General features: G+C 68.9%; 13 protein-coding genes. 4 read left to right on the plus strand and 9 right to left on the minus strand.

What is annotated here, in order from left to right; all coding sequences use genetic code 11:
- Positions 1 to 379: 379 nt before the first annotated feature.
- The 6 genes from ACFYM6_RS16135 to ACFYM6_RS16160 are packed head-to-tail and all read right to left on the minus strand — an operon-like array spanning position 380 to position 8,265.
- Entirely contained in the window at positions 380 to 2,536 is a 2,157-nt protein-coding gene (locus ACFYM6_RS16135) for an alpha-galactosidase (RefSeq protein WP_387276099.1), read from the minus strand.
- Positions 2,526 to 3,635, minus strand: a complete 1,110-nt coding sequence (locus ACFYM6_RS16140) for an ABC transporter ATP-binding protein (RefSeq protein WP_387276101.1) — start codon at positions 3,633 to 3,635, stop codon at positions 2,526 to 2,528. The genes ACFYM6_RS16135 and ACFYM6_RS16140 overlap by 11 nt, the downstream gene beginning before the upstream one ends.
- Positions 3,632 to 4,651 carry an ABC transporter ATP-binding protein gene (locus ACFYM6_RS16145; RefSeq protein ID WP_387276103.1) on the minus strand — a complete coding sequence of 340 codons (1,020 nt, stop codon included), beginning with the start codon at positions 4,649 to 4,651 and terminating at the stop codon, positions 3,632 to 3,634. Before ACFYM6_RS16145 ends, ACFYM6_RS16140 begins: the two co-directional genes overlap by 4 nt.
- A gap of 5 nt (positions 4,652 to 4,656) precedes the next feature.
- Positions 4,657 to 5,598 (minus strand): ABC transporter permease, encoded by a 942-nt coding sequence (locus ACFYM6_RS16150; RefSeq protein WP_387276105.1) that lies wholly within the window; start codon positions 5,596 to 5,598, stop codon positions 4,657 to 4,659.
- Positions 5,595 to 6,599 carry an ABC transporter permease gene (locus ACFYM6_RS16155; RefSeq protein ID WP_387276107.1) on the minus strand — a complete coding sequence of 335 codons (1,005 nt, stop codon included), beginning with the start codon at positions 6,597 to 6,599 and terminating at the stop codon, positions 5,595 to 5,597. Before ACFYM6_RS16155 ends, ACFYM6_RS16150 begins: the two co-directional genes overlap by 4 nt.
- 7 nt (positions 6,600 to 6,606) lie before the next feature.
- Entirely contained in the window at positions 6,607 to 8,265 is a 1,659-nt protein-coding gene (locus tag ACFYM6_RS16160; protein WP_387276109.1) for an ABC transporter substrate-binding protein, read from the minus strand.
- Positions 8,266 to 8,667: 402 nt separating this feature from the next.
- Between ACFYM6_RS16160 and ACFYM6_RS16165 the strand changes: the two genes are divergently transcribed.
- The 3 genes from ACFYM6_RS16165 (at position 8,668) to ACFYM6_RS16175 (ending at position 11,838) form a co-directional block, all read left to right on the plus strand.
- Positions 8,668 to 10,767 (plus strand): M6 family metalloprotease domain-containing protein, encoded by a 2,100-nt coding sequence (locus ACFYM6_RS16165; protein ID WP_387276111.1) that lies wholly within the window; start codon positions 8,668 to 8,670, stop codon positions 10,765 to 10,767.
- 73 nt (positions 10,768 to 10,840) lie between these two features.
- Positions 10,841 to 11,281 (plus strand): hypothetical protein, encoded by a 441-nt coding sequence (locus tag ACFYM6_RS16170; RefSeq protein WP_387276113.1) that lies wholly within the window; start codon positions 10,841 to 10,843, stop codon positions 11,279 to 11,281.
- The gene (locus tag ACFYM6_RS16175; protein WP_387276115.1) at positions 11,278 to 11,838 is read left to right on the plus strand and encodes a redoxin domain-containing protein; all 561 of its coding nucleotides are present in this window, start codon (positions 11,278 to 11,280) and stop codon (positions 11,836 to 11,838) included. Before ACFYM6_RS16170 ends, ACFYM6_RS16175 begins: the two co-directional genes overlap by 4 nt.
- 129 nt (positions 11,839 to 11,967) lie before the next feature.
- On the opposite strand, the gene ACFYM6_RS16180 is transcribed toward ACFYM6_RS16175, so the two are convergent.
- The 3 genes from ACFYM6_RS16180 to ACFYM6_RS16190 form a co-directional block, all read right to left on the minus strand.
- Complete coding sequence (locus ACFYM6_RS16180) at positions 11,968 to 14,094, minus strand: peptidase M6 (protein WP_387276116.1); 2,127 nt, start codon at positions 14,092 to 14,094, stop codon at positions 11,968 to 11,970.
- A gap of 300 nt (positions 14,095 to 14,394) precedes the next feature.
- Positions 14,395 to 16,482, minus strand: a complete 2,088-nt coding sequence (locus tag ACFYM6_RS16185; RefSeq protein ID WP_387276118.1) for an OmpL47-type beta-barrel domain-containing protein — start codon at positions 16,480 to 16,482, stop codon at positions 14,395 to 14,397.
- A gap of 301 nt (positions 16,483 to 16,783) precedes the next feature.
- Entirely contained in the window at positions 16,784 to 17,974 is a 1,191-nt protein-coding gene (locus ACFYM6_RS16190; RefSeq protein ID WP_387276120.1) for a cytochrome P450, read from the minus strand.
- 728 nt (positions 17,975 to 18,702) lie between these two features.
- Between ACFYM6_RS16190 and ACFYM6_RS16195 the strand changes: the two genes are divergently transcribed.
- Positions 18,703 to 21,738, plus strand: coding sequence for a beta-L-arabinofuranosidase domain-containing protein (locus tag ACFYM6_RS16195; protein WP_387276122.1), 3,036 nt, complete (start codon positions 18,703 to 18,705; stop codon positions 21,736 to 21,738).
- The last annotated feature ends 163 nt before the right edge of the window (positions 21,739 to 21,901 follow it).

Consider the following 21,901-nt stretch of genomic DNA (forward strand, 5'->3'; position numbering starts at 1 on the left):
CCCGCACCCGACGGCGGGACGGCACGCCGCCGCACGACCATCGCCGCCACCGCGACCTGGTCGTCATCAAGGGCGCGAATCGCAGGCGTCGCCGCCTATGACGTCACCGAACCGGTTTGCCGACCGGCCTGGACCGAGGACCGGACCACCGGCCGGCCAACCGGAGCCGGCAGCGAGAACCTCCTCGTCTCCGAGGCAGGGGCCCGGCGCGGAACGACCTCACGCTGCTGTCTGGTCAGCAGCGGCGCGTCCTGGCCGACCAGCCGCTCGACGATACGGCGTTCGGCCGGGTGGTGGACGACCACCACGCCGCCCGTCGCGCCGGACGCCCACGATCGTGGCCGGTTCGCGTACGCCTGGCCCACGTCGCGCCGGCGCCTCACCGTTGGCGGTGCGGCTCCCCGACGGCGTCGAGCCGTACCAGCACGGCCTGCTCGGGTGCCAGCAGTGGTGGCGGCAGCCCCAGCACGCCGAGCACCCGACCGCCCACGTCGACCGAACCCGATTCGAACCAGGCAGGGTCGGATCGACCAGCCGTGGCGGGCGGGCCGATCTGATCGAGGAGGGTGACCCGGTACGAGCGGTCCGGATCGAGGCCCGGCATCCGCCAGGGGGCGGGCACGGCGTCCACGGACGTGGCCAGCTGTACGTAGGCGAACACCGCGGCCGAGCGGTCCGCCGACACAACCCCGTGCACCCAGGCTGACGGGTCCGGGTGGTCGACGCGGACGACGGTTCCCCCGTGCAGCAGCGGGCGAAGCGCCCGATAGGTGGCGATCGCCCGGCGCAACTGCCGTCGCTCCTCATCGGTGGCGGTGGAGACGTCCCATTCCAGGCCGAGATGGCCGAAGATCGCGGTCGCCAGGCGGAAGGACAGGTCGTGGGTACGCGAGGTGGTGTGTGAACGCGACGGCCCGACATGCGAACCGATCAGTTCCGGGGGCAGGAACAGCCCCGTCCAACGCTGGATCGCCTGGCGCTCCAGCGCATCGTTGCAGTCGCTCGCCCACACCCGGTCGGTGTACTCCAGCATCTGCAGGTCGATCCGTGCCCCGCCCGAGGAGCAACTCTCTATCTCCACCCCGGGGTGTCGCCGGCGCAACTCGGCGAGCAACCGGTACACGGCGAGCGTCTGGTCGTGTACCGACGCCAGGCCGTCCTGGCCGGCGTCGACCAGGTCGCGGTTGTGATCCCACTTGAGATACCTGATGTTGTGGTCCCGCAACAAGCTGTCGAGCCGGTCGAGGATGTACCGGTACGCCGCCGGATGCGCCAGGTTGAGGACCTGCTGGCGGCGGATCGTGACCGGCAGCACGCCCGGCGCCGGGCCGAGGACCCAGTCCGGGTGCGACCGGAACAGGTCGGAGTCCGGGTTGATCATCTCCGGTTCGACCCACAGCCCGAACTCCATGCCCAACGCCTCGACGTGGTCGATCAACGGCCCCAGGCCGTCGGGCCAGACGTCCGGATCGACGAACCAGTCCCCCAGGCCGGCGCTGCTGTGCCGGCGCCCGGCGAACCAGCCGTCGTCGAGGACGAACCGTTCCACGCCGACATCGGCGGCCGCCTCCGCCAGCGCGCGCAGCCGGGCGTGGTCATGATCGAAGTAGACGGCCTCCCACGTGTTCAGCACGACCGGTCGCGGCCGGTCCGGCACCGGATGCTGCGGCCGCGACCGTAGCCACCGATGAAACACCGCGCTCAGGCCGTCGAGACCGGAGGGGCTGTAGGCGCCGTAGATCCAGGGTGACCGGTACGCCTCCCCCGCGGCCAGGATCACCTCACCGCTGAGCAACAACTCACCGCCGCCGAGCGTGGACCGGCCGTCGGGCAGACGCTGTGCGTAGGTGAGATGGTTGCCGCTCCACGCGACATGGATGCCCCACACCTCGCCGCTGCGGAACCCGAAGCCTCGGGTGCCGGCCACCAGGCCGATGGTCGCGTCATGGCCGGTACGGCCGTGTCGGCTCTCCCGAACCCACGCGCCCCGGTCGAACGCCCGACGCTGCGGGTGGCGTTCGCGAGCCCACCGGCCGGTGAAGTCGAGCAGCTCGTCGGCGTGCGGCGGCACCGGAAGGGCAACCTCGAGCCCCTCCAACACGTACGCCGTGGTGCCGCGGTTGGTCAGCTCGTGACGCACCCGCGCCAACCCCGACGGCGCCAACTCCACCTCGGTCACCAGCTCCAGGTCGGCGCGGTGATCGACTGCGGTGAACCGGCTCGTACCGGCGGTGACCGCGACGCCGGTCAGTGCGAAGGCCGACGACCAGCATGTTCCCGTGCGGTGCCCGCGCAGACCGGGTCGGCCCATGTGTCCGGTGGCCGCCTCGGGCAGCATCGCCAGTGGCACCACCGGGTCGGGCGAGTTCACCGGCAGTGATTCGCCGAAGCCGAGACCGACGATGTGGGCGTCCGCCTCGCTCAGCTCGGGGCCCCAGTACCGCAGCACCGGCAGCCCCGGTCCGCTGGCGTCGATGACGATGCTGACGGCGCCGCCGCGCAGGTGCACGACCTTCGGCTTGAGGTCACCGTCCATGGGACTGCCGGCCAGTCAGGAGCTCCGCGGTTCGCGCCGCAGCGGGCTGCGGCTGTCTCGGTGCCGCCACCCCGGACCTCGGCGTGGCGGTCGCCGCCGGCTGGATCCGGCCGGCCTCGATGTCCTTCGCGTAGTGGCAGGCAACCTGATGCCCCGGCGCGACCGTGCGCAGGGCCGGCCGCTCGTCGGCGCAGCGAGTGGGCTGGCGCCACGGGCAGCGGGTGTGAAAGCGGCACCCGGCGGGCGGATTGGCCGGCGACGGCAGGTCGCCCCGCAGCAGGATCCGGTTGCGGGCCACCTCGACCGCTGGGTCCGGCACCGGCACCGCGCCCATGAGGGCCTTGGTGTAGGGGTGGGTCGGCTTGCGGTAGAGCGCCTCGGACGGCGCCTGCTCGATGATCGATCCCAGGTACATCACCGCCACCGTGTCGCTGATGTGCCTGACCACGGCGAGGTCGTGGGCGATGACCAGATAGGTCAGCGAGAACGTCTCCTGCAGTTGCTTGAGCAGGTTGATCACCTGTGCCTGGACGGACACGTCCAGCGCCGACACCGGCTCGTCGGCGACGACCAGCTTGGGGTTCAGCACCAGGGCCCGGGCGATTCCGATCCGCTGGCGCTGACCGCCGGAGAACTCGTGCGGGTAGCGGTTGAGTGCGGCGACCGGCAGTCCCACCACGTCCAGCAGGTGCCGGATACGCCGCGCGTGTTCCGCCGATCCGCCCGGGATCTTGTAGGCGCGCAGCGGCTCGGTGAGCAGTGACTCCACGCTCTGCCGAGGGTCCAGACTGGCCATCGGATCCTGGAAGACCAGCTGGAAGTTCCGCCGCGACGAGCGCAGCCGCCGTTCGCTGAGCCCGAGGAGGTCCTCGCCGTCGAGGGTGACGGTGCCACTGGTCGGTTCGATGAGCCGGGTGACAGCGCGCGCGAGGGTGGACTTGCCGCAACCGGACTCCCCCACCAGGCCGAACGTGGTCCCGGCCGCTACGTCCAGGTCCACGCCGTCCACGGCCTTCACGGAGCCGTGCTGGCGGCGGAGGAGTGTTCCGCCGCGGATCGGAAAGTGGACCTTGAGATCGCGTACCTGAAGCAGGCTCATTCGGCGCCCCCCTCGTGACGTCCCGCAGCGGGGTGTGCCGCCGGCTGCAGCGGGCGTGGACAGCGGACCTCGCGCGGCGGGAAGAGGCTGAGCTCCTGCACCGGCGGTGCCGCGCCCAGGCACGCCTCGACGGCGTGGCCGCAGCGGGGTTGGAACGCGCAACCGCGATCCCACGGCACGACGTCCCGCACCGAGCCGCGGATGGTGTGCAACAGGCCGCCCCGCTCGCCGTCCATCCGGGGTATCGAGCGCAGCAGACCGTCGGTGTACGGGTGGGCGGGCTGCCCGAACAGGCCGCCGGCCGGGGCGGATTCCACGATCCGACCGGAGTACATCACGTGCACCCGCTCGCACAGTCCGGCCACGACCCCCAGGTCATGCGTGATCATCACCAGCGCCGAGCCGCTCTCCTCGACGAGGTCACGCAGCAGGTCAAGGATCTGCGCCTGGATGGTCACGTCGAGCGCCGTGGTGGGCTCGTCGGCGATGAGCAGCCGGGGTCGGCAGGCGATCGCCATAGCGATCATGACCCGCTGCCGCATCCCGCCGGACAGTTGGTGTGGGTACTCCCGAAGCCGGCGCGCCGGGTCCGGGATGCCGACCCGGTCGAACAGGGCCCGGGCATCCTTTCTGGCCTCGGCCGCCGACCTGTCACCGTGCCGGACGATCACCTCGACGAGCTGCCGCCCCACGGTGACCACCGGGTTGAGAGAGGTCATCGGGTCCTGAAAGATCATGGCCACGTCCCGACCCCGGACGTCGCGCATCTGCCGGGCGGACAGGGACAGCAGGTCCTGCTCGCCGAGCATGATGCTGCCGGTCACCCGCACGTTCCGCGCCGGCAGCAACCGCATGATGGCCAGCGACGTGACGGACTTGCCGGAGCCGGACTCGCCGACGATCCCCACCGACTGCCCCGCCTCGACGTCGAAGGTCACGCCGTCGACGGCCCGCACCGGCGGATGCCCGGGCCGGGTGAAGGTGACCGTGAGGTCCCGTACGCGCAGGAAGCTCATCCTGTTCACCGCCGTAGCTTGGGGTCGAGTGCTTCGCGCAGCGACTCGCCGACGAGAGTGAAGCCGAGCGCGGCGAATACGATCGCCAGCCCCGGGTATAGCGCCAGTTGCGGGGCGGAGGTCAGCGCGACCTGGGCGTCGGTCAACATGCGTCCCCATTCCGGCGCCGACGGATCGCTGCCGGACAGACCGAGGAAGGCCAGGCCCGCTGCCTCGACGATGGCCAACGCGAGGGTCAGGGTGCCCTGGACGATCACCGGGGTGAACGAGTTCGGCAGCACGTGGCGGAAGACGATGCCGGCCCGGGAGATGCCGAGTGAGCGCGCCGCCAGCACGTAGTCGGCGTTGCGTTGCCCGAGCATCTCACCGCGCAGCAGCCGCGCGAAGATCGGCACGTTGACCACCGCGATGGCGATCATCACCGAGGTCAGGCTCTGCCCGAGCAGCGCGGCGACCGCGATGGCGAAGAGCAGGCCCGGTACGGAGAGCATGATGTCGACCAGCCGCATGACCAGCACGTCGACCCAGCCGCCGAAGGCGCCCGCGAGCAGCCCCAGGAACACCCCGACGGTGGCGCCGATCGCCAGTGACACCACGCCGATCAACAGCGACTGTCGAGCCCCGTGGACGAGCCGGGAGAAGACGTCCCGGCCCAGCGGGTCGATGCCCAGCCAGTGCTCGGCCGAGGGCCCCGGGTATGCGCCGGGCCGGACCTGAGACAGCCACGAGTTGTCCTTCGGCGAGTACGGCGCGATCCACGGCGCGAAGACGGCGACCGCGACAAACACCAGGATCAGCGCGAACCCGACCATCGCCATCGGATTCCGCACCAGCCGGCGCAGGGCCTCACCGCGCAGGCCACGCGCCGGGGTGGGCTCGCCGACCACCGCGCCCACGCCCGCCGGCCCGGCCGGATCCCCGGGGCGAGCTTGCTCCGCGACGCTCACGACACCCTCACCCGCGGATCGAGCAGTCCGTAAACAAAATCGACGATCATGTTGATGAGTACGTAACTCACGGCAATCACCAAGATGAAACCCTGAATGGTCGGGAAATCGCGTGCGACGATGCCATCGGCCATGAACTTCCCGACGCCGGAGAAGGCGAACACCGTCTCGGTGAGGACGGCTCCGGCGAGCAGGACGCCCATCTGCAGGCCGATGACGGTGGTCACCGGCAGCATCGAGTTCCGCAGGACGTGCCGGCGGGTCACCGTGCCGGGCAGCAGGCCCTTCGCCTCGGCGGTGCGCACGTAGTCCTCGTGCAGGACGTTGACCACCGAGGCGCGGGTCATCCGGACGATCACGGCGAGCGGTATCGAGGCCAACGCGGTCGCTGGCAGGATCAGGTGGATCAGGGCATCCCCGCTCGCCGGCAGGTTGCCGGTGAGGATGCCGTCGAGGACGTAGAAGCCGGTGGGATGATCAGCGCTGGCGCGTGGATCCGCCCGGCCCGCCGTCGGCAGCCAGCCGAGCTGGACGGCGAAGACGAGCTTGAGCAGGTACGCCAGGAAGAAGATCGGGACGGTCACCCCGAGCAGCGAACCCGAGACCAGCACGTTGTCCAGCCAGGTCCCGTACCGGCGAGCGGCCATATAGCCCAGCGGAATGCCCACCGCGACGGCGATGACGAGCGCGGCGACGGCGAGCTCGATCGTGGCCGGGAATCGGCGTGCCATCTCCTCGATGACCGGCCGCCCGGTCTGCAGGGACGCGCCGAAGTCCAGCCGGACCGCCCGCCCGAGGAACTGGAGGTACTGTTCCCAGAGCGGGCGGTCCAGGCCGAGCTGCGCCTCGATCTGTTCGATGGCCGCCGGTGTCGCCTTCTCCCCGAGCAGCGCCTGGGCAGGCCCACCCGGGAGCGCGCGGACCCAGGCGAACAGCAGGATCGACAACCCCAGCAGGATCGGGATCAGCTGAAGCAGCCGTCGAACGACAAAGCGAAGCACGAGATCATCAGCCTTCGATCTTCACGAGCTTGAAGTACTCGAGGCTCACCGGTGACGGCTGGTAGCCGGTCACGTTCTTGCCCAGGGCCAGCAGCGGCCGGTTGTGCACGAACGGCACGCCGGGGATGTAGTCGAAGATGAGCTGGTTCGCCTCCTCGTACAGCTTCTGGCGGGCGGCCTGGTCGGTCTCCGTCAACGCCTTCTTGAGCAGCCCCTGGATGTTGGGCTCGGTCAGGTTGAACTGCGGGGTGGTCTCACGGAAGAAGGTGCCCACGAAGTTGTCCGGGTCGGCGTAGTCGCCGCTCCAACCGAGCAGGAAGAGCTGTCCCTTCCCGTCTGCCTGGATGTTCTGCAGGTAGTCCGGTGTCCACGGGACCGTCTTCGGGACGATCGTGAAGCCGACCTTCTCCAGGTCCGCGGCGAAGGACTCGTAGACCGCCTGCGGGTTCGGCATGTACGGACGCGACACGTTGGCCGGGTACCAGAACTCCAGCTTCAGGTCCTTCTCCCCCGACTCGGCGATGAGCTGCTTGGCCTTGTCCGGGTCGTACTCATAGCCCTTGATGCTCGTGTTGTAGCCCCACTGCGACGGCGGCAGGAACTGGTTGGCCACCTCGGCGCCCTCGGGGTACGCCGCGGACAGCAGGCCCTGGCGGTTCACCGCGTGCGCGATCGCCTCGCGGATCTTGTGGTTCTTCAGCAGCGGCACCTTCTGGCTCATGCCGATGTACCCGACGTTGAAGGCCGGACGCTCGACCACCTGGCCGACGTCCTTGACCGCCTGGATGTCGGCCGCCGCGACGCCCTCGTAGGCGTCGATCTCGCCAGCCTGCAGCGCCTGCATCCGCGCGGTAGCATCGGCGATCGGCCGGAAGATGATCTCGTCCAGCGGGGGCTTGCCCTCGCGGTAGTTCTCGTTGGCCGCCAGGACCAGCCGCTCGCCACGGTCCCAGCTCACGAACTTGAACGGTCCGGTACCGGCGACCACCTTGGTGCCGAAGCCGCCGGTGTAGGCGATCGAGTCACCGCTGACGGCGAGGTCGGTCCCGCCCTGCTCGATCGCCTTCGGGCTGGCGATGGAGAAGGCCGGCAGCACCAGGCCGGACAGCAGCGCCGAGGACGGCTCCTTCAGTCGCAGCGTCACCACGGAGTCCTCGGTGGCCTCGCAGGAGCCGTAGCGGCTGGTCTTCGGCGCGGCTTCGTTGTCCTGGGTGGCGAAGCCGCCGAAGATCGTCTGCCAGTAGTACGAGATGTCGCCGTTCTGCTGGGCGCCCTTGAAGTGGTACCAGCGGTCGAAGTTGTAGCAGACCGCCTTGGCGTTGAACGGCTCACCATCGTGGAACGTGACGCCCTTGGCCAGGTTGAAGGTGTAGCTCAACCCGTCGTTGCTGACCTTCCAGTCGGTGGCCAGCGACGGGACGACCTCGGTCGTGCCCGGCTTCAGCGCCACCAGCGTCTCGTAGACCTGGAAGATGACGCGGAAGGACTCGCCGTCGGACACGTACGCCGCGTCGAGGGTCTTGGGGTCCTCGGAAGCGCCGAAGACGAAGGTCTTGCGATCTCCGTCCCCGGTCGATTTGGCCCCGCTGCACGCGGTGACTGCGGCGAGCAGCCCCACGCTGGCCGACAGGGCGACTATCCGCCCGACCTTGCCGTACACACGCATTATCTCCTCCTTGGCTGTCCGTCGCGCGGGCCGCTGGGCACGCTCGGACCTCCCCTGTGGAATAGCAGAGAGCGCTCGTGCCGGGACGGTTGTCGCCCGACGCAGGACCCCGAGGTCCCGGCGGGCGTGAGGCGTGGCGGACGGGTGGTCACCGCAAACATGTCGAGGGTGCGGAGCACCTTCTGGGGCTGAGCTTTGTCAGGGAGACTAGTCACCGAATCCGGCTGGTGCAATGTACAATTGCAACCTCGTTTCTCAATCGTGACCCCGAAGTCCGGGGTCACACCCCCGTCGATCGCCACAAGCGACCAGCCCCCCGTGCGACCACTCACGTCCATCAGCGACCCCGGCCGCCAACGCTGGTGCGCCGGGACCCACCGAGCCACCGCAGGGAGGACCGCCGTGTCCTGGAGACCACGACCAACCCGACGGCGCTGGACGACCATCGTCCTGGCCGCACTCACTGCCGGCACCCTCGTCGCGCCACAGACCGCCGGTGCCACGCCACCACCGGCAGCAGCCGGCGCACCGGCCATCGTTCCGCTCGACCCGCAGAACTGGGACAACCAGTACGACCTCACCTGGGACGACTTCGCCCCCGTGCCCGGGACGGATTGGAGCGATCCCGCCCGCCAGCCCTCGGTAAAGAGGTGGAAGGCCGCACTCGTCGTCCTCGACTACCCCAACATGCCGTTCCAGATCAGCCAGGCCCCGGGCTCGACGGTCTTCGGCAATCCGATCGGCGTCGGCAACGTGCCACGCGACGACGTCGCGGCCTTCTACCGCGACCTGCTCAACAAACCCGGGCCGCTAAACCACGGGCAGACGCTGAACTCCTACTGGATGGAAGTCTCGTACGGCAAGTACGGCGTCGACCTCGATGCCTTCGGCTCCTACCGGCTGCCCCGCAACCACTTCGAGTACGGCAACTCCCCGTACGGCAACGCGAGCAGCTGCCCGCCCAAGTTCACCTGCAACGGAAACTTCACCCAGGACGCCCGCAACGCCTGGATCGCCGACGTCGGCCAGGCCGTCGCCAACTCCTACGACCAGGTCTTCTACATGGGCGCCGGCCTCGACGAGTCGACCGCCTGGCAGGTGTTCGGCGAGATGATGTTCCAGTCCCCCGAGGACGTGCCGGACGAGTTCGGGCCACCGCGGGAGTTCGACCCGGACGGCACCATGAAGAACTGGATGCCGACCCGGTACATCCCGTGGACCTCCTGGGCGGCCGGCTCGTTCACCTGGGCCAGCGCCGGCAACCGGTCCGCCAACATGGCGGAGTCGTCCGGCACCGCCGGCTACGCGCACGAGTTCAGCCACCTGCTCGGCATCGGCGACAATTACAACGGCGCGTTCGCGGTACCCACGCAGCGGACCTTCACGGGGCAATGGGACATGATGAGCCAGGGGTCCTGGAACGGCCCCACCGGCATGCACACCCGCTGGAAGGTGCCCGCCGACGGAGGATCAACCGTCGGCCCCCACCACAACCTCCGCAACAAGCTGCAACTCGGCATGATCACCACGAAGGACATCGTCGACCTCAGCCGGAACGGACTGGCGAAGTCGGGAGTCGTGATCGCCAAGGTCCGGGCCCGGGCGGTCGGCCCGCTGGCCGACGAACTACTCGGCGTACGGATCACGCTGGACGGTGCGCGTCCGGTCGACCGGACACCCTCGTGCCACCCGTCCACCGGCGGGCTGAACTGCGCGGGAAACAGCGACTACACCGCCTACACCATCGAGACGGTGCAGCAGATCGGCGTCGACTCCTTCATCCCCGGCAACGGGGTGATCATCAACAAGACGAAGCCGCAGGCCACCAACTGCGGCACCGCCACGTGCTTCGCCTGGACCGTCGACCCGAAGCCCGAGGACATCAACATGGTGGACTTCTATCAACCGGACGGCACACCACGCATGGTGGTGCCGGGTGACCCGCGGCAGCTCAACGACGCCACCTTCAACGCGGGGACCAACTCCGGTACCGAGTACGAGTGGGTCGACCGGGACAACCGGCTGCACTTCTACATCATCGACCTCTCGGTCGACGCCGACGGCATCCGAACCTACACCGTGGGCGTACGCTCCCTCGACGGCGCCGGGCCGCACCAGCGAGGCGTCCGAGTCGACGCCGGCGAGGCCGGACGGCACACCCCCGGAAAGGCCGCCACCTGCACCTTCCAGCTAAACAACACCGGCCAGGCAGCCGACATCGACCGCACGCTGCACCCCAGCGATGTCAGCGACAAGGTGCGCGGCGACGTTTACCGGCTGTCGGTCGAGTCGTCCGGGTCAGGCTGGCGCGCGGAACTCTACAACGAACTCGCCGCCGCGCAGTTCGGGCAGAGCGTGACCGTGCCGGTCTACGTCACCCGCGTCCCAGGGGCGGCGAACAACACCACCGTGACGCTGAGCGCCGTATCCGAAAGTGATCCGACCGCTCGGTCGACCAGCACCTGCACAGTCACCCCCGCGGACACCGGCCGCCACGCCTGACCGTCGGAAGCTGACAGGTGGGTGGCGGGAAGCCCACCCACCCGTCGGCCGGCCCCGCAATGAGAGGGAAGCGATGAACCCACCACGAGCGCTCCTGCTCGGCACCGCCATACTGGGCGCAACATTCGCCAGCGGCTGCTCCGACCCACCCGCCGCTCCCGTCAAGACCCAGGTCATCCGCCTGACCGTGCCCGACTGGAACCTGCGCCCGCCCGGCACCAGTTGCGCCGGGGCCGGGCCCTACCGCTTCGCCCACGCCGAGGCGCCGTTCGTCATCAAGGACGGCAACGGCCGCGAGGTCGCGCGGGGCAAGCTCCCCACGGGAACCTCGGAAAAGGCGATGGACGTCGACTTCAGCAAGGTCAAGCGCGAGCCGACGCTCTGCGTGATGCTGCTCAAGGTCGAGGCGAAGGAACAAGTCGAGGGACACGTCCTGATCCTGGAGGATCGCCCGGGCGTACCCATCAAGAAGAGCGATGCCGCGGACATCGCGGGCGAGGTGGTGGTGTCGTGAGGTCCCGCAGTTGTCTTCCGGCGTTGCTCGTCCTCACCCTGTCCCTCGCCGGCTGCACCGGCTCGACGGACCAGGCCGACCAGCCCCCGCCGGCGGCCCTCCCCGGCCCGGTACCCAAGGGCGTCACCTTCGTCGCCCCGCCGACGAACGCCCCGCGGGCACCCGGATTCACCCTGGAGCTGCTCGACGGCACGGTTCTGAACATGGCGGAACAGTGGGACCGTCGGCCGGTCGTCCTGGTTTTCCTCGAACCCTGGTGCACGCTCTGCGCCGACCAGCAGAAGGAGATCAACCGGCTCGCCGAGGAGTACCGAGATGTGGTCCTCTTCGTGGGTGTGGGCACCGACTCGACGGTCGAGCGCATGAGCCAGTACGTCCGCGACAACGGAGTCAAACATCCGGTGGGGATCGATCGGACCGGACAGGTCTGGCGGACGTACCGGGTGGAGGAGCCGCCGCTGGTCGCGTTGGTGAGCAAGGGGGGCAAGCTGCTGCGCGGCTGGCCCGGCGGCACCGACACGCTGGGCGCGCAGATCAAAGACCTCGTGACCAGGTAGCCCGTCCCCGCAGGCTCGGTGCCGAGACCTCCCTGGCGCTTCCCGACGCACCCGCAACGATCCCGGAAACACCACCGGCGGCAGCCCTATCGGGCTGCCGCCGGTCGCGTCTGGCGAGCTACCTCCGGATCATCGCCCCTCGCCCTGGCCGGCGCCGGGAGTGGTGTCCTTGACGTGCACCTGGCAGGTCACGCTCGTCGACTTGCTCGGGTCGCTCTCCGAGGTCGCCGTGAGGGTGACCGTGGCCTGGTTGGCCGATCCCGCCGTCCGGGAGGCGTAGACCGGCACCTGGACCGTGCCGCCCGCGTTCGCCGCGACGACCTCGTACGGCATCCAGGTCGTCCAGCCGGCGCCCGCGGAGTCCGCCGAGAGACGGTAGACGTCGGAGCCGACGAACTTCGTCACGTCGCGCGGGTGGCCCGCCGTGACGCCCGCCGCGCCGGTGTTACTCAGCGGGAACGTGCACTGCGCGGTCCGCGACGGCTCGACGCCCTGCTTCACCGGCTGTCCCAGCGCCACACCGCGGGCGTTGGGCCCGGATCCGTCCAGCGACCGGATGGCCACCGTGTACGACAGGATGCCGTCGGCGTCGCGCTGGACGTCCAGCACGTAGATGTGCAGCCGGTTGGCCTGGTCGACGTACTCGTACTTGGAACCGGAGTCGGTACCGGCGTGGAACAGGGCATCGTTGAGCTGCCGGTGGTCGGCGATGGTGGCCATCACCGGGGTGCCGTCCGGTGAGTAGTAGTCGACCATCTCGATGTCCTGCGGGTTGGCGTCGATCACCCAGTCGAAGCAGTTGTAGCCGCAGGTGTTGCCCTCGCGGGTCTTGTTCTTCGCGATCAGGACGCCGTTGTCCGGGGTGAACGAGTCGAAGCCCATCCGGTCCACGACCTCGACGGTGTAGTCGTCCCAGCCCGTGTTGCCGTGGCAGAACGGATCCGTGTTGATGCTGCAGTCGGGGGTGCGGTCAGGGCGCCCCGGGCCGTCCAGGGCGACCCGGATGCCGGAGACACCCTGCGCCCCCGGGTCGACCGCCCGCGCGGTCACCTTGGCGACGACGACGCCGGAGTCCGCCAGTGCCTGCCGGCTGACCCGGAGCACATTGTCCGCCGGCACGATGTTCATCGCTATCTTGTTCCGCAGCATCAGGCCGGCCGGGCTCCAGCCGCCCTGGTTCGGCGGGACCACCCAGCGCATGTGGTGGCCGCCGGGGCCGTTGAACGAACCCCGGTCCATCATGTCCCACGGGGCCGAGCCGACCCGGTGGAAGGGCGACGGGGGGTTCTCCCGGTGGGAGAACGGGTTGTTGTTGTTGTCGCCGATGCTGAAGAAGAAGTGGCCCATCTCGTGGGTGATCGTGCCGGAGCTCTCCCCCTGGCGGATCGAGGACTGGCCCCACTGCTGGGCCGCCGCCTTCCACGAGGTCCACTCGACGTAGCGGGTCGGCGCCCAGTTCGGGAGGCTGCCGTCCTTGTTGAACTCGGCCGGCGGGCCCCACTCGTCGGGGATGTCCTCCTTGTTCTGGAACATCATCTCGCCGAATTCCTGCCAGATGCTGGTCTCGTCGTAACCGGCGTAGACGCGCAGGATCACGTCGTACCCGCAGTTGCCCGTGCAGCCGCGCGCGGTCCGCCACGCGTTGGCCGCGTCGTTGTTGAGGTTGCCGTTACAGGTGTAGCCCTTCGGGCAGGCGGGTTGCTGGTTGAACTCGTTCAGCCCGTACTCGAAGAGGTTGCGCGGCATCTTGTAGGGGCCGAACGCGTCGAGCTGGGCAACCCCGAACTGGCCACGGCTCTGTTCCATCCAGTACTCGTGGATGGTGCGCCCGTGGTTGAGCTCGTTGGGCTCCATGTAGTACTGGCGGTAGAACTCGGGGACCTCATCGCGGCTGATCGGGTCGATCTGCGGGTTGCCGAACAGGTCGCTCTTCTTGGGCTGGGTGATCACGAAGGGTTGGTCGGGGAAGTCGACCGCGACCAGGGCGATCTTCAGTCCCCGCACGGACGGCTTGACGTTCGGGTCGTTCCACTTCGTGTTCGGGATGTCCTTCCAGTCCGCCCAGGTCATGTCGTACTGGTTTTTCCAGTTCTGCGGGTCGACTGGCTGGAGCTTGCCCGAACCGTCCGCGGTGGGTGCGGCGTACCCGGGTTGGATCGGGGTGGCAAGCAGGAGGGCGACGGCACCCGCCGCGGCAACCAGGTGCCGCCACTTCCGCCGCCAGGGCGTCCGTCTTGGGATGAGCTGGTCTGTCACAACGTCCCCTTTCTGTGTGACGCTCGTGCGTGACATCCGGGAGAACTTCGGATCATTGCGCCGGAGGTACAACCCGGTCGGGCACCCGAGAGCCGGGCCCGACGACCTGTGGACGGCGTAGGGCCCGAGCGAGCGAGCAGAGTGCTATTGCACTATCACACCGCAGCAGGGTGAGGTGGTCAAGAACTTAACTCCCCAGACCCTCGATTCGCGTCCATAATGGCCGGCGGCAGCGCGCGATGGACGCGGTCAGCAGCCGGGCCCACCTCGGCAAGCTGACCGAGGTGGGCCCGAAGGTGACTACTGGTACACCGGCACCTGCGGGTTGTTGAAGGTCAACGTGTTGGCCTTCTCGACATTGCCCTTGGTGTCGGTTGCCCGGTACTCGATCGTGCGCTGGCCCGGTCCCTTCACCCGGAACGGCGCCTGGTACTCCGTCCACGGCCCGCCGTCGATGCGGTACTCGATGCGAGCGACACCGACGCCCCAACCGTCGTCGGCCCTCAGGGTCACCAGCGGGTTGGCCACCGGGTCCACGTCGCTGTTGGCGTGATGGCTGAGGGCGATGGTCGAAACCGGCGCGTCGACCTCGATCATCTTGAGGGCGGCCTCCAGGTTGGGCAGCGGCCCGATCTGCTGACCCGCCGTGTTCGCACCCTGCGGCGTGCCGGTGGCCCTCAGGACCTCGACGATCTGCTGGGCGGTCCAGGGAGCCTGGCCGGTGGCCTTGAGGTACGACTGGATGGCCACGACGGCGTTCGTCACGATCGGCCCGGCGCCCGACGTGCCCCCGAACGACTGCGTGTAACGGACGTTGAGGTTGGCGGGGTTCGTGCCACCCTGCAGGTTTCCGTTACTCCCCGTGGTGGTGATGTTCTGCCCCCAGCCCTGCAGGTCGAACCGGGTGCCGTAGTTGGAGAAGCTGAGCCGCTCGTGGTCCGTGCTGCTACCCGCACCGACCATGATCGAGCCGGAGTGCTGCACGGCCGGGTCGAACCAGCGGATGCCGTTGCGGGTGTACATCGGGTCGTCGGAGTTGGTGTTGCCGTTACCGCCGGTCGAGACCACGGTGACGCCCAGCCCGGTCAGCAGCTTGATCGCGTCGAACACCGCCGGGATCCATTCCAGCGGCGCGTACCGGGTGCCGCCGAGTGGGCTGGAGGTCTGCTGCTCCAGCAGCACGACATCCCCGGGTCGCAGGCTGCCGTTGGCGGCCAGGTAGACCAGCGCCGGCCCGGGGTTCCAGGAGGTGCGACCGGAGGGCAGCCGCTCGTTCGGCGAGATGCCGTAGAACTGGGCGTCGGGAACCCCACCGGTGACCCCGTACTCGTTGTCACGCCCGGCCATGATGCCGAAAACGGCCGTGCCGTGCTCGTCGGCGAAGCCCGTGTAGCGCGGGAAGGCGTCGCCGCCCAGGTCGCTCGACCAGTCCAACTGCAGATCCTCGTGGAACGGGTTCCAGTCGTACTCAAGGTCGGCGACCGTGATCCCCGCGCCACGCAGTCGCGGGTCTCGCCGGCTGAAGTCGGCGTCGATCCCGGTCGGGGCCGGGCGGAGGTATCCCTGCCGGCCGGTGAAGTCCGGCGTGGTCGACGGCGGTGGCACCGGCTCCGGTACCGGATAGACGTGCGCGACCTCCGGCAGCGCCGCGAGCTCGGCCGTGACGGCCTCGGCGTCCACCCCGGACGGCATGGTGAGGCGGTACCACGACGACATGTCGGGCACCTCCCCGCCGGTGCGCGCCTCCGCCTCACCGACGAGTTCGGTCAGCTCCGCGGACGAGACACTCTGCACCATGGGCACGAGGTCCCGGACCTGGCCGTGCCGGTCGAGCACGCTCTCAACCCGCCCCAGGCTCTGGCCGCGCGCGCTGTGCAGGCCGGCGTTCGCACCGCGGATCGCCAGCGACTCGGCAAACTTGATCTCGAATGCGATTTCGGTGTCGACCTGGTCGGACCCGGTGATCTCGCGACCGTCGGACAACCGACCGGACAAGTTCAATTCGGTACTGTCCGGGCCGAGCCCGCCGGCGCTGGTGAGGTCCGCTTTGTCGAAATGCAGCACGAGATCTATACGGCCGTCGCCGTCGGCATCTCTTTTCGTCGCCATCACCGCACCGTCCGCCCATTTCGCGGGCGATGCACCACTGACCCCGGACGCACCGAGCAGGACGCTTCCGGCGTCCACGGCGGTGGCGTCGAAGGCCGGGGTGCTCCGCACGACCGCCGGCACCAGCCCCGTTCCGGCCAAATTGATGTGGTCGGACAGCCCGACGGCGAGGTCGACCCGCCCTGCCACCGACTCGTTCGCGTACGCTGGCTCGACGGCCAAGGCGCCGGGCACGACGAGTGCACCGAGCGCGATGGCGGCCGAGAAACGCCTGACCATAGCGGCTCCTCCGTTTCTGGACGCAGCAGACCTGCGTGGTGCCCGCCACATGACGGCCGCCACCGCGACAGGAATCTTGCTCAGAACTGTATTTCCTCATTCACTGCGATAACTATCTACAATCGTCGCGTGTTCTTGACTGTGGATCGAACCGATGTCGCAACAAACCGGTTCTCCGCTGTCTCGCAAAACGATTCCTGGCATGGTGCGACCACCGCTTGGCACGCATATTGGTGTCGGCTGTCGGGGCAGTGCCGTTGCCCCATCGAATCTGGCGTCCGGCCAGATTGAACGCCCCCCGTCAAACCTGCAGCGGCAGGCCGTCCTGATGAAGACGGAAACCGTCGAGGTCGGCAGGATCGACCGCGAGGCGGAGGCCGGGAAGCTGTTGCGCGATCCGTTCGAACATGATTCGGCTCTCCAGCCGGGCCAGGTGAGCGCCGAGACAGAAGTGGATCCCGTGCCCGAAGGCGATGTGCTTGCGAACGTCGGGTCGGTGGATGTCGAACACGTGCGGCCGGTCGAACACCGCGGGGTCGCGGTTGGCTCCCCATAACGACATCCCCACCCGATCGAACGCGGGGATCCGCCCACCGGCGATCTCCAGGTCCTGGAGGGCGAATCGCGGTGGCACGATCTCGACCGGGCCCCGGTACCTGAGGGTCTCCTCGACCACCGCCGCCGCCAGCGACGGATCGTCTCGCAGCGCCTGCCACTGTTCGGGGTGGGTGAGCAGGAGACGAATGCCGTTGACGATCAGGTCGACCGTGGTCTCCTGGCCGGCGACGAGCAGCAGCTGCACCAGCGCCACCAGCTCATCGCGGTCGAGTGGTTCACCCCGCTCCGCCAGGGCCACCAGCTGCGACATCAGGTCGTCGGCCGGAGCCGCCCGGCGCTGGGCCGCCAGCTCGTCGAGGTAGGCCGCGAATTCGACCGTCGCCGCCGGGCCGTCGATGCTGGCCGACACGATCGCGGCCGACCAGGCCCGGAACCGTGGTCGGTCCGGCTCGGGGATGCCGACCAGCTCCGCGATGACGTTGACCGGCACCGGGTCAGCGAGGTCGCTCACCCCGTCGATGCGTCCCCGCTCGCGTGCCCGTGCGACCAGCCGATCCGCGAGGTCGGTGATCCAGGGCTCCAACCGGGCCACCGCTCGCGCCGTGAAGCCGCCGCTGGCCAGCCCCCGTAGGCGGGTGTGGTCGGGCGGGTCGAGGTTGATGAGCTGGCGAGCCTCGATTCTCGCCGCCTCCGACAGTTGTCGTGGGGCCGACTGCTGCATGCCGGGGCACAGCCGGTGAACCTCGTGTCCGATCGCCGGGTGACGCAGCCCCGCCAGCACGTCGGCATGTCCGGCGATCACCCAGAAGCGGTTGCCCGCGGGATCGACCTGCAGCACCGGCCCACCACTGTCGCGTACCCGGTCGTAGAACCGGTGCGGGTCACGGCGAACCGCCGGATCCCACAGCTCCGAGATGCCGAACTCGGCGGCCACGCTGCCTCCTCGAGCAGGAAGTCCACTGTGCGCTGCCGTCGCCCTGCGCACCCCGCCGGCGCCCACCTGGCCGCCACGTCGTGAGCCACGCTGCGGCACGGCTGCCGGCGCCGGGCCAACCCAAGTTGAGCGCTAACATAGATAGGTTTCCGGCAGGTGTCAATCGTTGGGTTTACTGGTACGTAGGGATTGACGGCGCCGCGAGTTAGCGCTCACACTGCCTGTCATCAGGGGCTCCGTAGCCGATGCCCCAGCCCCCTTTCGTGGCGGCCGTGGACACCGACTCCCGCGGTCCGGCGCAATGGAGGACGATCGATGAATTAGGTCAGACCTGACGATGAGCCTCGTCCCGGCCTGAGGGCAACCGGCAGGCACTGGACCGCGCACCTCACGGGACGGCCACGGCCGGGCCGCTCCGTACACCTGCCGGCGCGGTGGCATGCCGTCGCGCCGGCGGGCGCACCCGTCGCCGGCCGAACGCCGGTCATCCCCGCCCGTGGACGGGGCGGCGTCCGGCGTGCCCGGTCCCTGCTGGTCACGGTCGGTACGGGAGGAGCAACGTCCACCTGGCCGGGCGATTCCATCCAGCGGTTCTCGATCCAGATACAGCGAGCAGGAGCCTGGCCGTGCGGTCAGCCCACACCCACGTGGAAGGACGGTCCTCAGTGACTCAATCCGACAAGCCCTCCGTCAATCGACGTCAGATTCTTCAGGCATCAGCCATCGGTGTGGCTGCGGTCGCCGGCGCCAGCGTTCTCCCGGGGACCGCTGCCGCGGCGGCGACAACCACCGAGCCGGCAACCGGCCCGACCGCGCTCGGCTCGACCCCACCGGACCTCGGTCCCGGTGGGACCGCGCCGGTCAGGCCCTTCCAGCTGCGGGAGGTGAAGCTGGGCAACGGCCTGCTGCAGGAGAAGCGCGACCGCACGAAGAACTACCTTCGCCAGTTCGACGAGCGGCGCTTCCTTGTCCTGTTCAACAACCAGGCCGGTCGGCCGAACCCGGCGGGCGTCTCGGTCCCCGGCGGCTGGGAGGACGGCGGCCTGCTCAGCGGCCACTGGGCCGGTCACTTCATGACGGCTCTCGCGCAGAGCTACGCCGACCAGGGCGAGCCGATCTTCAAGAGCAAGCTCGACTGGATGGTCAACGAGCTCGCGGCGTGCCAGGCAGCGATCGCCGCGCGGATGGGCACCGGCGGCTCCGGCGGCGGGGATCCGCAGCAACCGCAGATCGGCCGGGTGGCGGGCCGCTTCGGCAACGGGCTGCGCCTGAATGGACCGAGCAAGGCGCAGCACGTCACCCTTCCTCAGGAAGCCATCAGTCAGCTCACCAGCTTCACCATCGCCACCTGGGTGAACCTCGCCTCCGCCCAGAACTGGAGCCGGCTGTTCGACTTCGGTCAGAACACCACGGTCAACATGTTCCTCACCCCGCGTGCCGGCGTCACCGGCAACGTGCCGAGATTCGCCATCACCGTCGGCGGTTCGGGTCAGGAACAGCAGATCAACGGTAACGCGGCGCTGCCGACCAACCAGTGGGTGCACCTGGCCGTCACGCTGTCGCAGAACACCGGCACGCTGTACGTGAACGGTCAGCAGGCCGGCCAGAACACGAACATGACCCTCAGCCCGGCCAACCTCGGAAACCCCGGGAACCGGTGGATCGGGCGATCGCAGTACGGCGACCCGTTCCTCGACGCGACCATCGACGAATTCCACGTCTTCGACCGCGCCCTGAGCCAGCAGGAGGTCCAGTCCCTGCTCGACTCGCCGGCCGGGAGCACCAACGGTGGGACCATCGCCTGGTACCGGTTCGACGAGGACGGCGGCACCACCCTCAAGGACGCCTCGCCCAACGGCCGCGACGCCGGCATCGTGCCGGCCCAGGACGGCGGCAGCACCCTGTGGACCCCGACCCACCCCGGCTACCTCGGCGCGATCCCGGAGGACGCGGTGCTCCGGCTCGGGCCGCCGCGCTGGGCCGTCTACGGCGGCAACGCGAACACCAACACCTGGGCACCCTGGTACACCCAGCACAAGATCATGCGCGGCCTGCTCGACGCCTACTACCACACCGACAACGAGCAGGCGCGCGACGTCGTCGTCAAGATGGCGAACTGGGCCCACCTCGCGCTGACCGTCGGGGACAAGAACCACCCCAACTACACGGGCCCCATCACGCGGGACAACCTGAACTACATGTGGGACCTCTACATCGCCGGCGAGACGGGCGGGGCAGGCGAGGTCTTCCCCGAGATCTACGCGCTCACCGGCGACGGGAAGCACCTGGAGACCGCCAAGTTCTTCGACAACCGCGAGTCGTTGTTCGACGCCTGCGTCGAGAACCGGGACATCCTCGTGGTGACGCCGCAGAACCGGCCCGGCCGGCGCCGCCCGGACCGCCTGCACGCCAACTCGCACGTGCCGCAGTTCGTCGGGTACCTGCGCGTCTACGAGCACAGCGGCGACCGGGAGTACTTCCAGGCCGCGAAGAACTTCTTCGGCATGGTCGTCCCGCACCGCATGTTCGCCCACGGCGGGACGGGCGGCAACTACCCCGGTTCCAACAACAACATCGAGATGTTCCAGAACCGGGACAACATCGCGAACGCGATCGCCCAGGGAGGCGCGGAGACCTGCACCACCTACAACATGATCAAGCTGGCCCGTAACCTGTTCCTGCACGAGCACGACCCGGCGTACCTGGACTACTACGAGCGGGGCCTGCTCAACATGATCGTCGGCTCGCGCGCCGACAGCACGAGCGTCAGCAACCCGCAGGTCACCTACTTCCAGCCGTTGACCCCGGGCACCAGCCGCAGCTACGGCAACACCGGCACCTGCTGCGGCGGGACGGGAGTGGAGAACCACACCAAGTACCAGGAGACGATCTACTTCAAGTCGGCCGACGGCAGCACGCTGTGGGTCAACCTGTTCGTACCGTCCACGCTGACCTGGGCCGAGAAGGGCTTCACCATCACCCAGGAGACGAGCTACCCCCGCGACGATCGGACGAAGCTGGTCGTCGACGGCAGCGGCCAGCTCGACATCAAGCTGCGGGTACCGGGCTGGGTGCAGCGGGGCTTCTTCGTCACGATCAACGGAGCCGACGCCCAGGTCACCGCCAAGCCGGGGACCTACGTCACGCTGAGCCGGACCTGGCAGCCGGGCGACACCATCGAGATCAGGATGCCGTTCAGCATCCGGATCGAGCGGGCGCTGGACCGCCCCGACACCCAGGCGATCTTCTGGGGTCCCCTCGTCATGCAGATCCTCGGCAACCCGGGCGGTGGCAACTATCGCGAGTTGTCCCTCTACCGCCACCTGAAGCGGGACGGCGACTACGCCCGCTCGGCCATCACCCACGCGAGCACCACCGCGGCGGGTGACATGCTCTTCACCACCCACGGCTTCACCCTGCGGCCGTACTACATCAGCGACTCGCAGGCCGCCTCGTCGTACTTCCGCCGGGTGGAGCCGACGATCGTGTTCGGGTCCATCGACACCGGCGTGCCCAACTACAAGCGCAACGACGGCCTGCCGAACTTCGACGTTCCGGTGACGGGTATCCCCTCACCGGGCACCGACGGCCTGACGTTCCTCGACCTGGTGTGGGACCAGGCGCCCTTCACCAACCACGGCGGCTTCCAGTCGGCGGTCGCCCGTACCGCCGACGCGTTCCTCGCGGCCGGCATCTTCACTCAAGCGGAGAAGGATCTCGTCGTCTCGAGCGCGGCCCGCGCGAAGAACGAACTCGCCCCGTAGGTGACGCCCGGGGCTGTCCGCCCCACCGAGTGAACGGCCGCGGCCCGGCCGAGTTGAGTCGACCGGGCCGCGGCTGTTCCGATGGGTGCGCCGACAGCCAGCTGAGCAGGAAACGTCTGTCGCTGCCGATCTGGTCCGGCGAACCACGCGTCGGCCGGCTCGT

This window comes from Micromonospora sp. NPDC006431 (assembly GCF_042870725.1).
In the GTDB taxonomy this organism is placed as follows: Bacteria; Actinomycetota; Actinomycetes; order Mycobacteriales; family Micromonosporaceae; genus Micromonospora.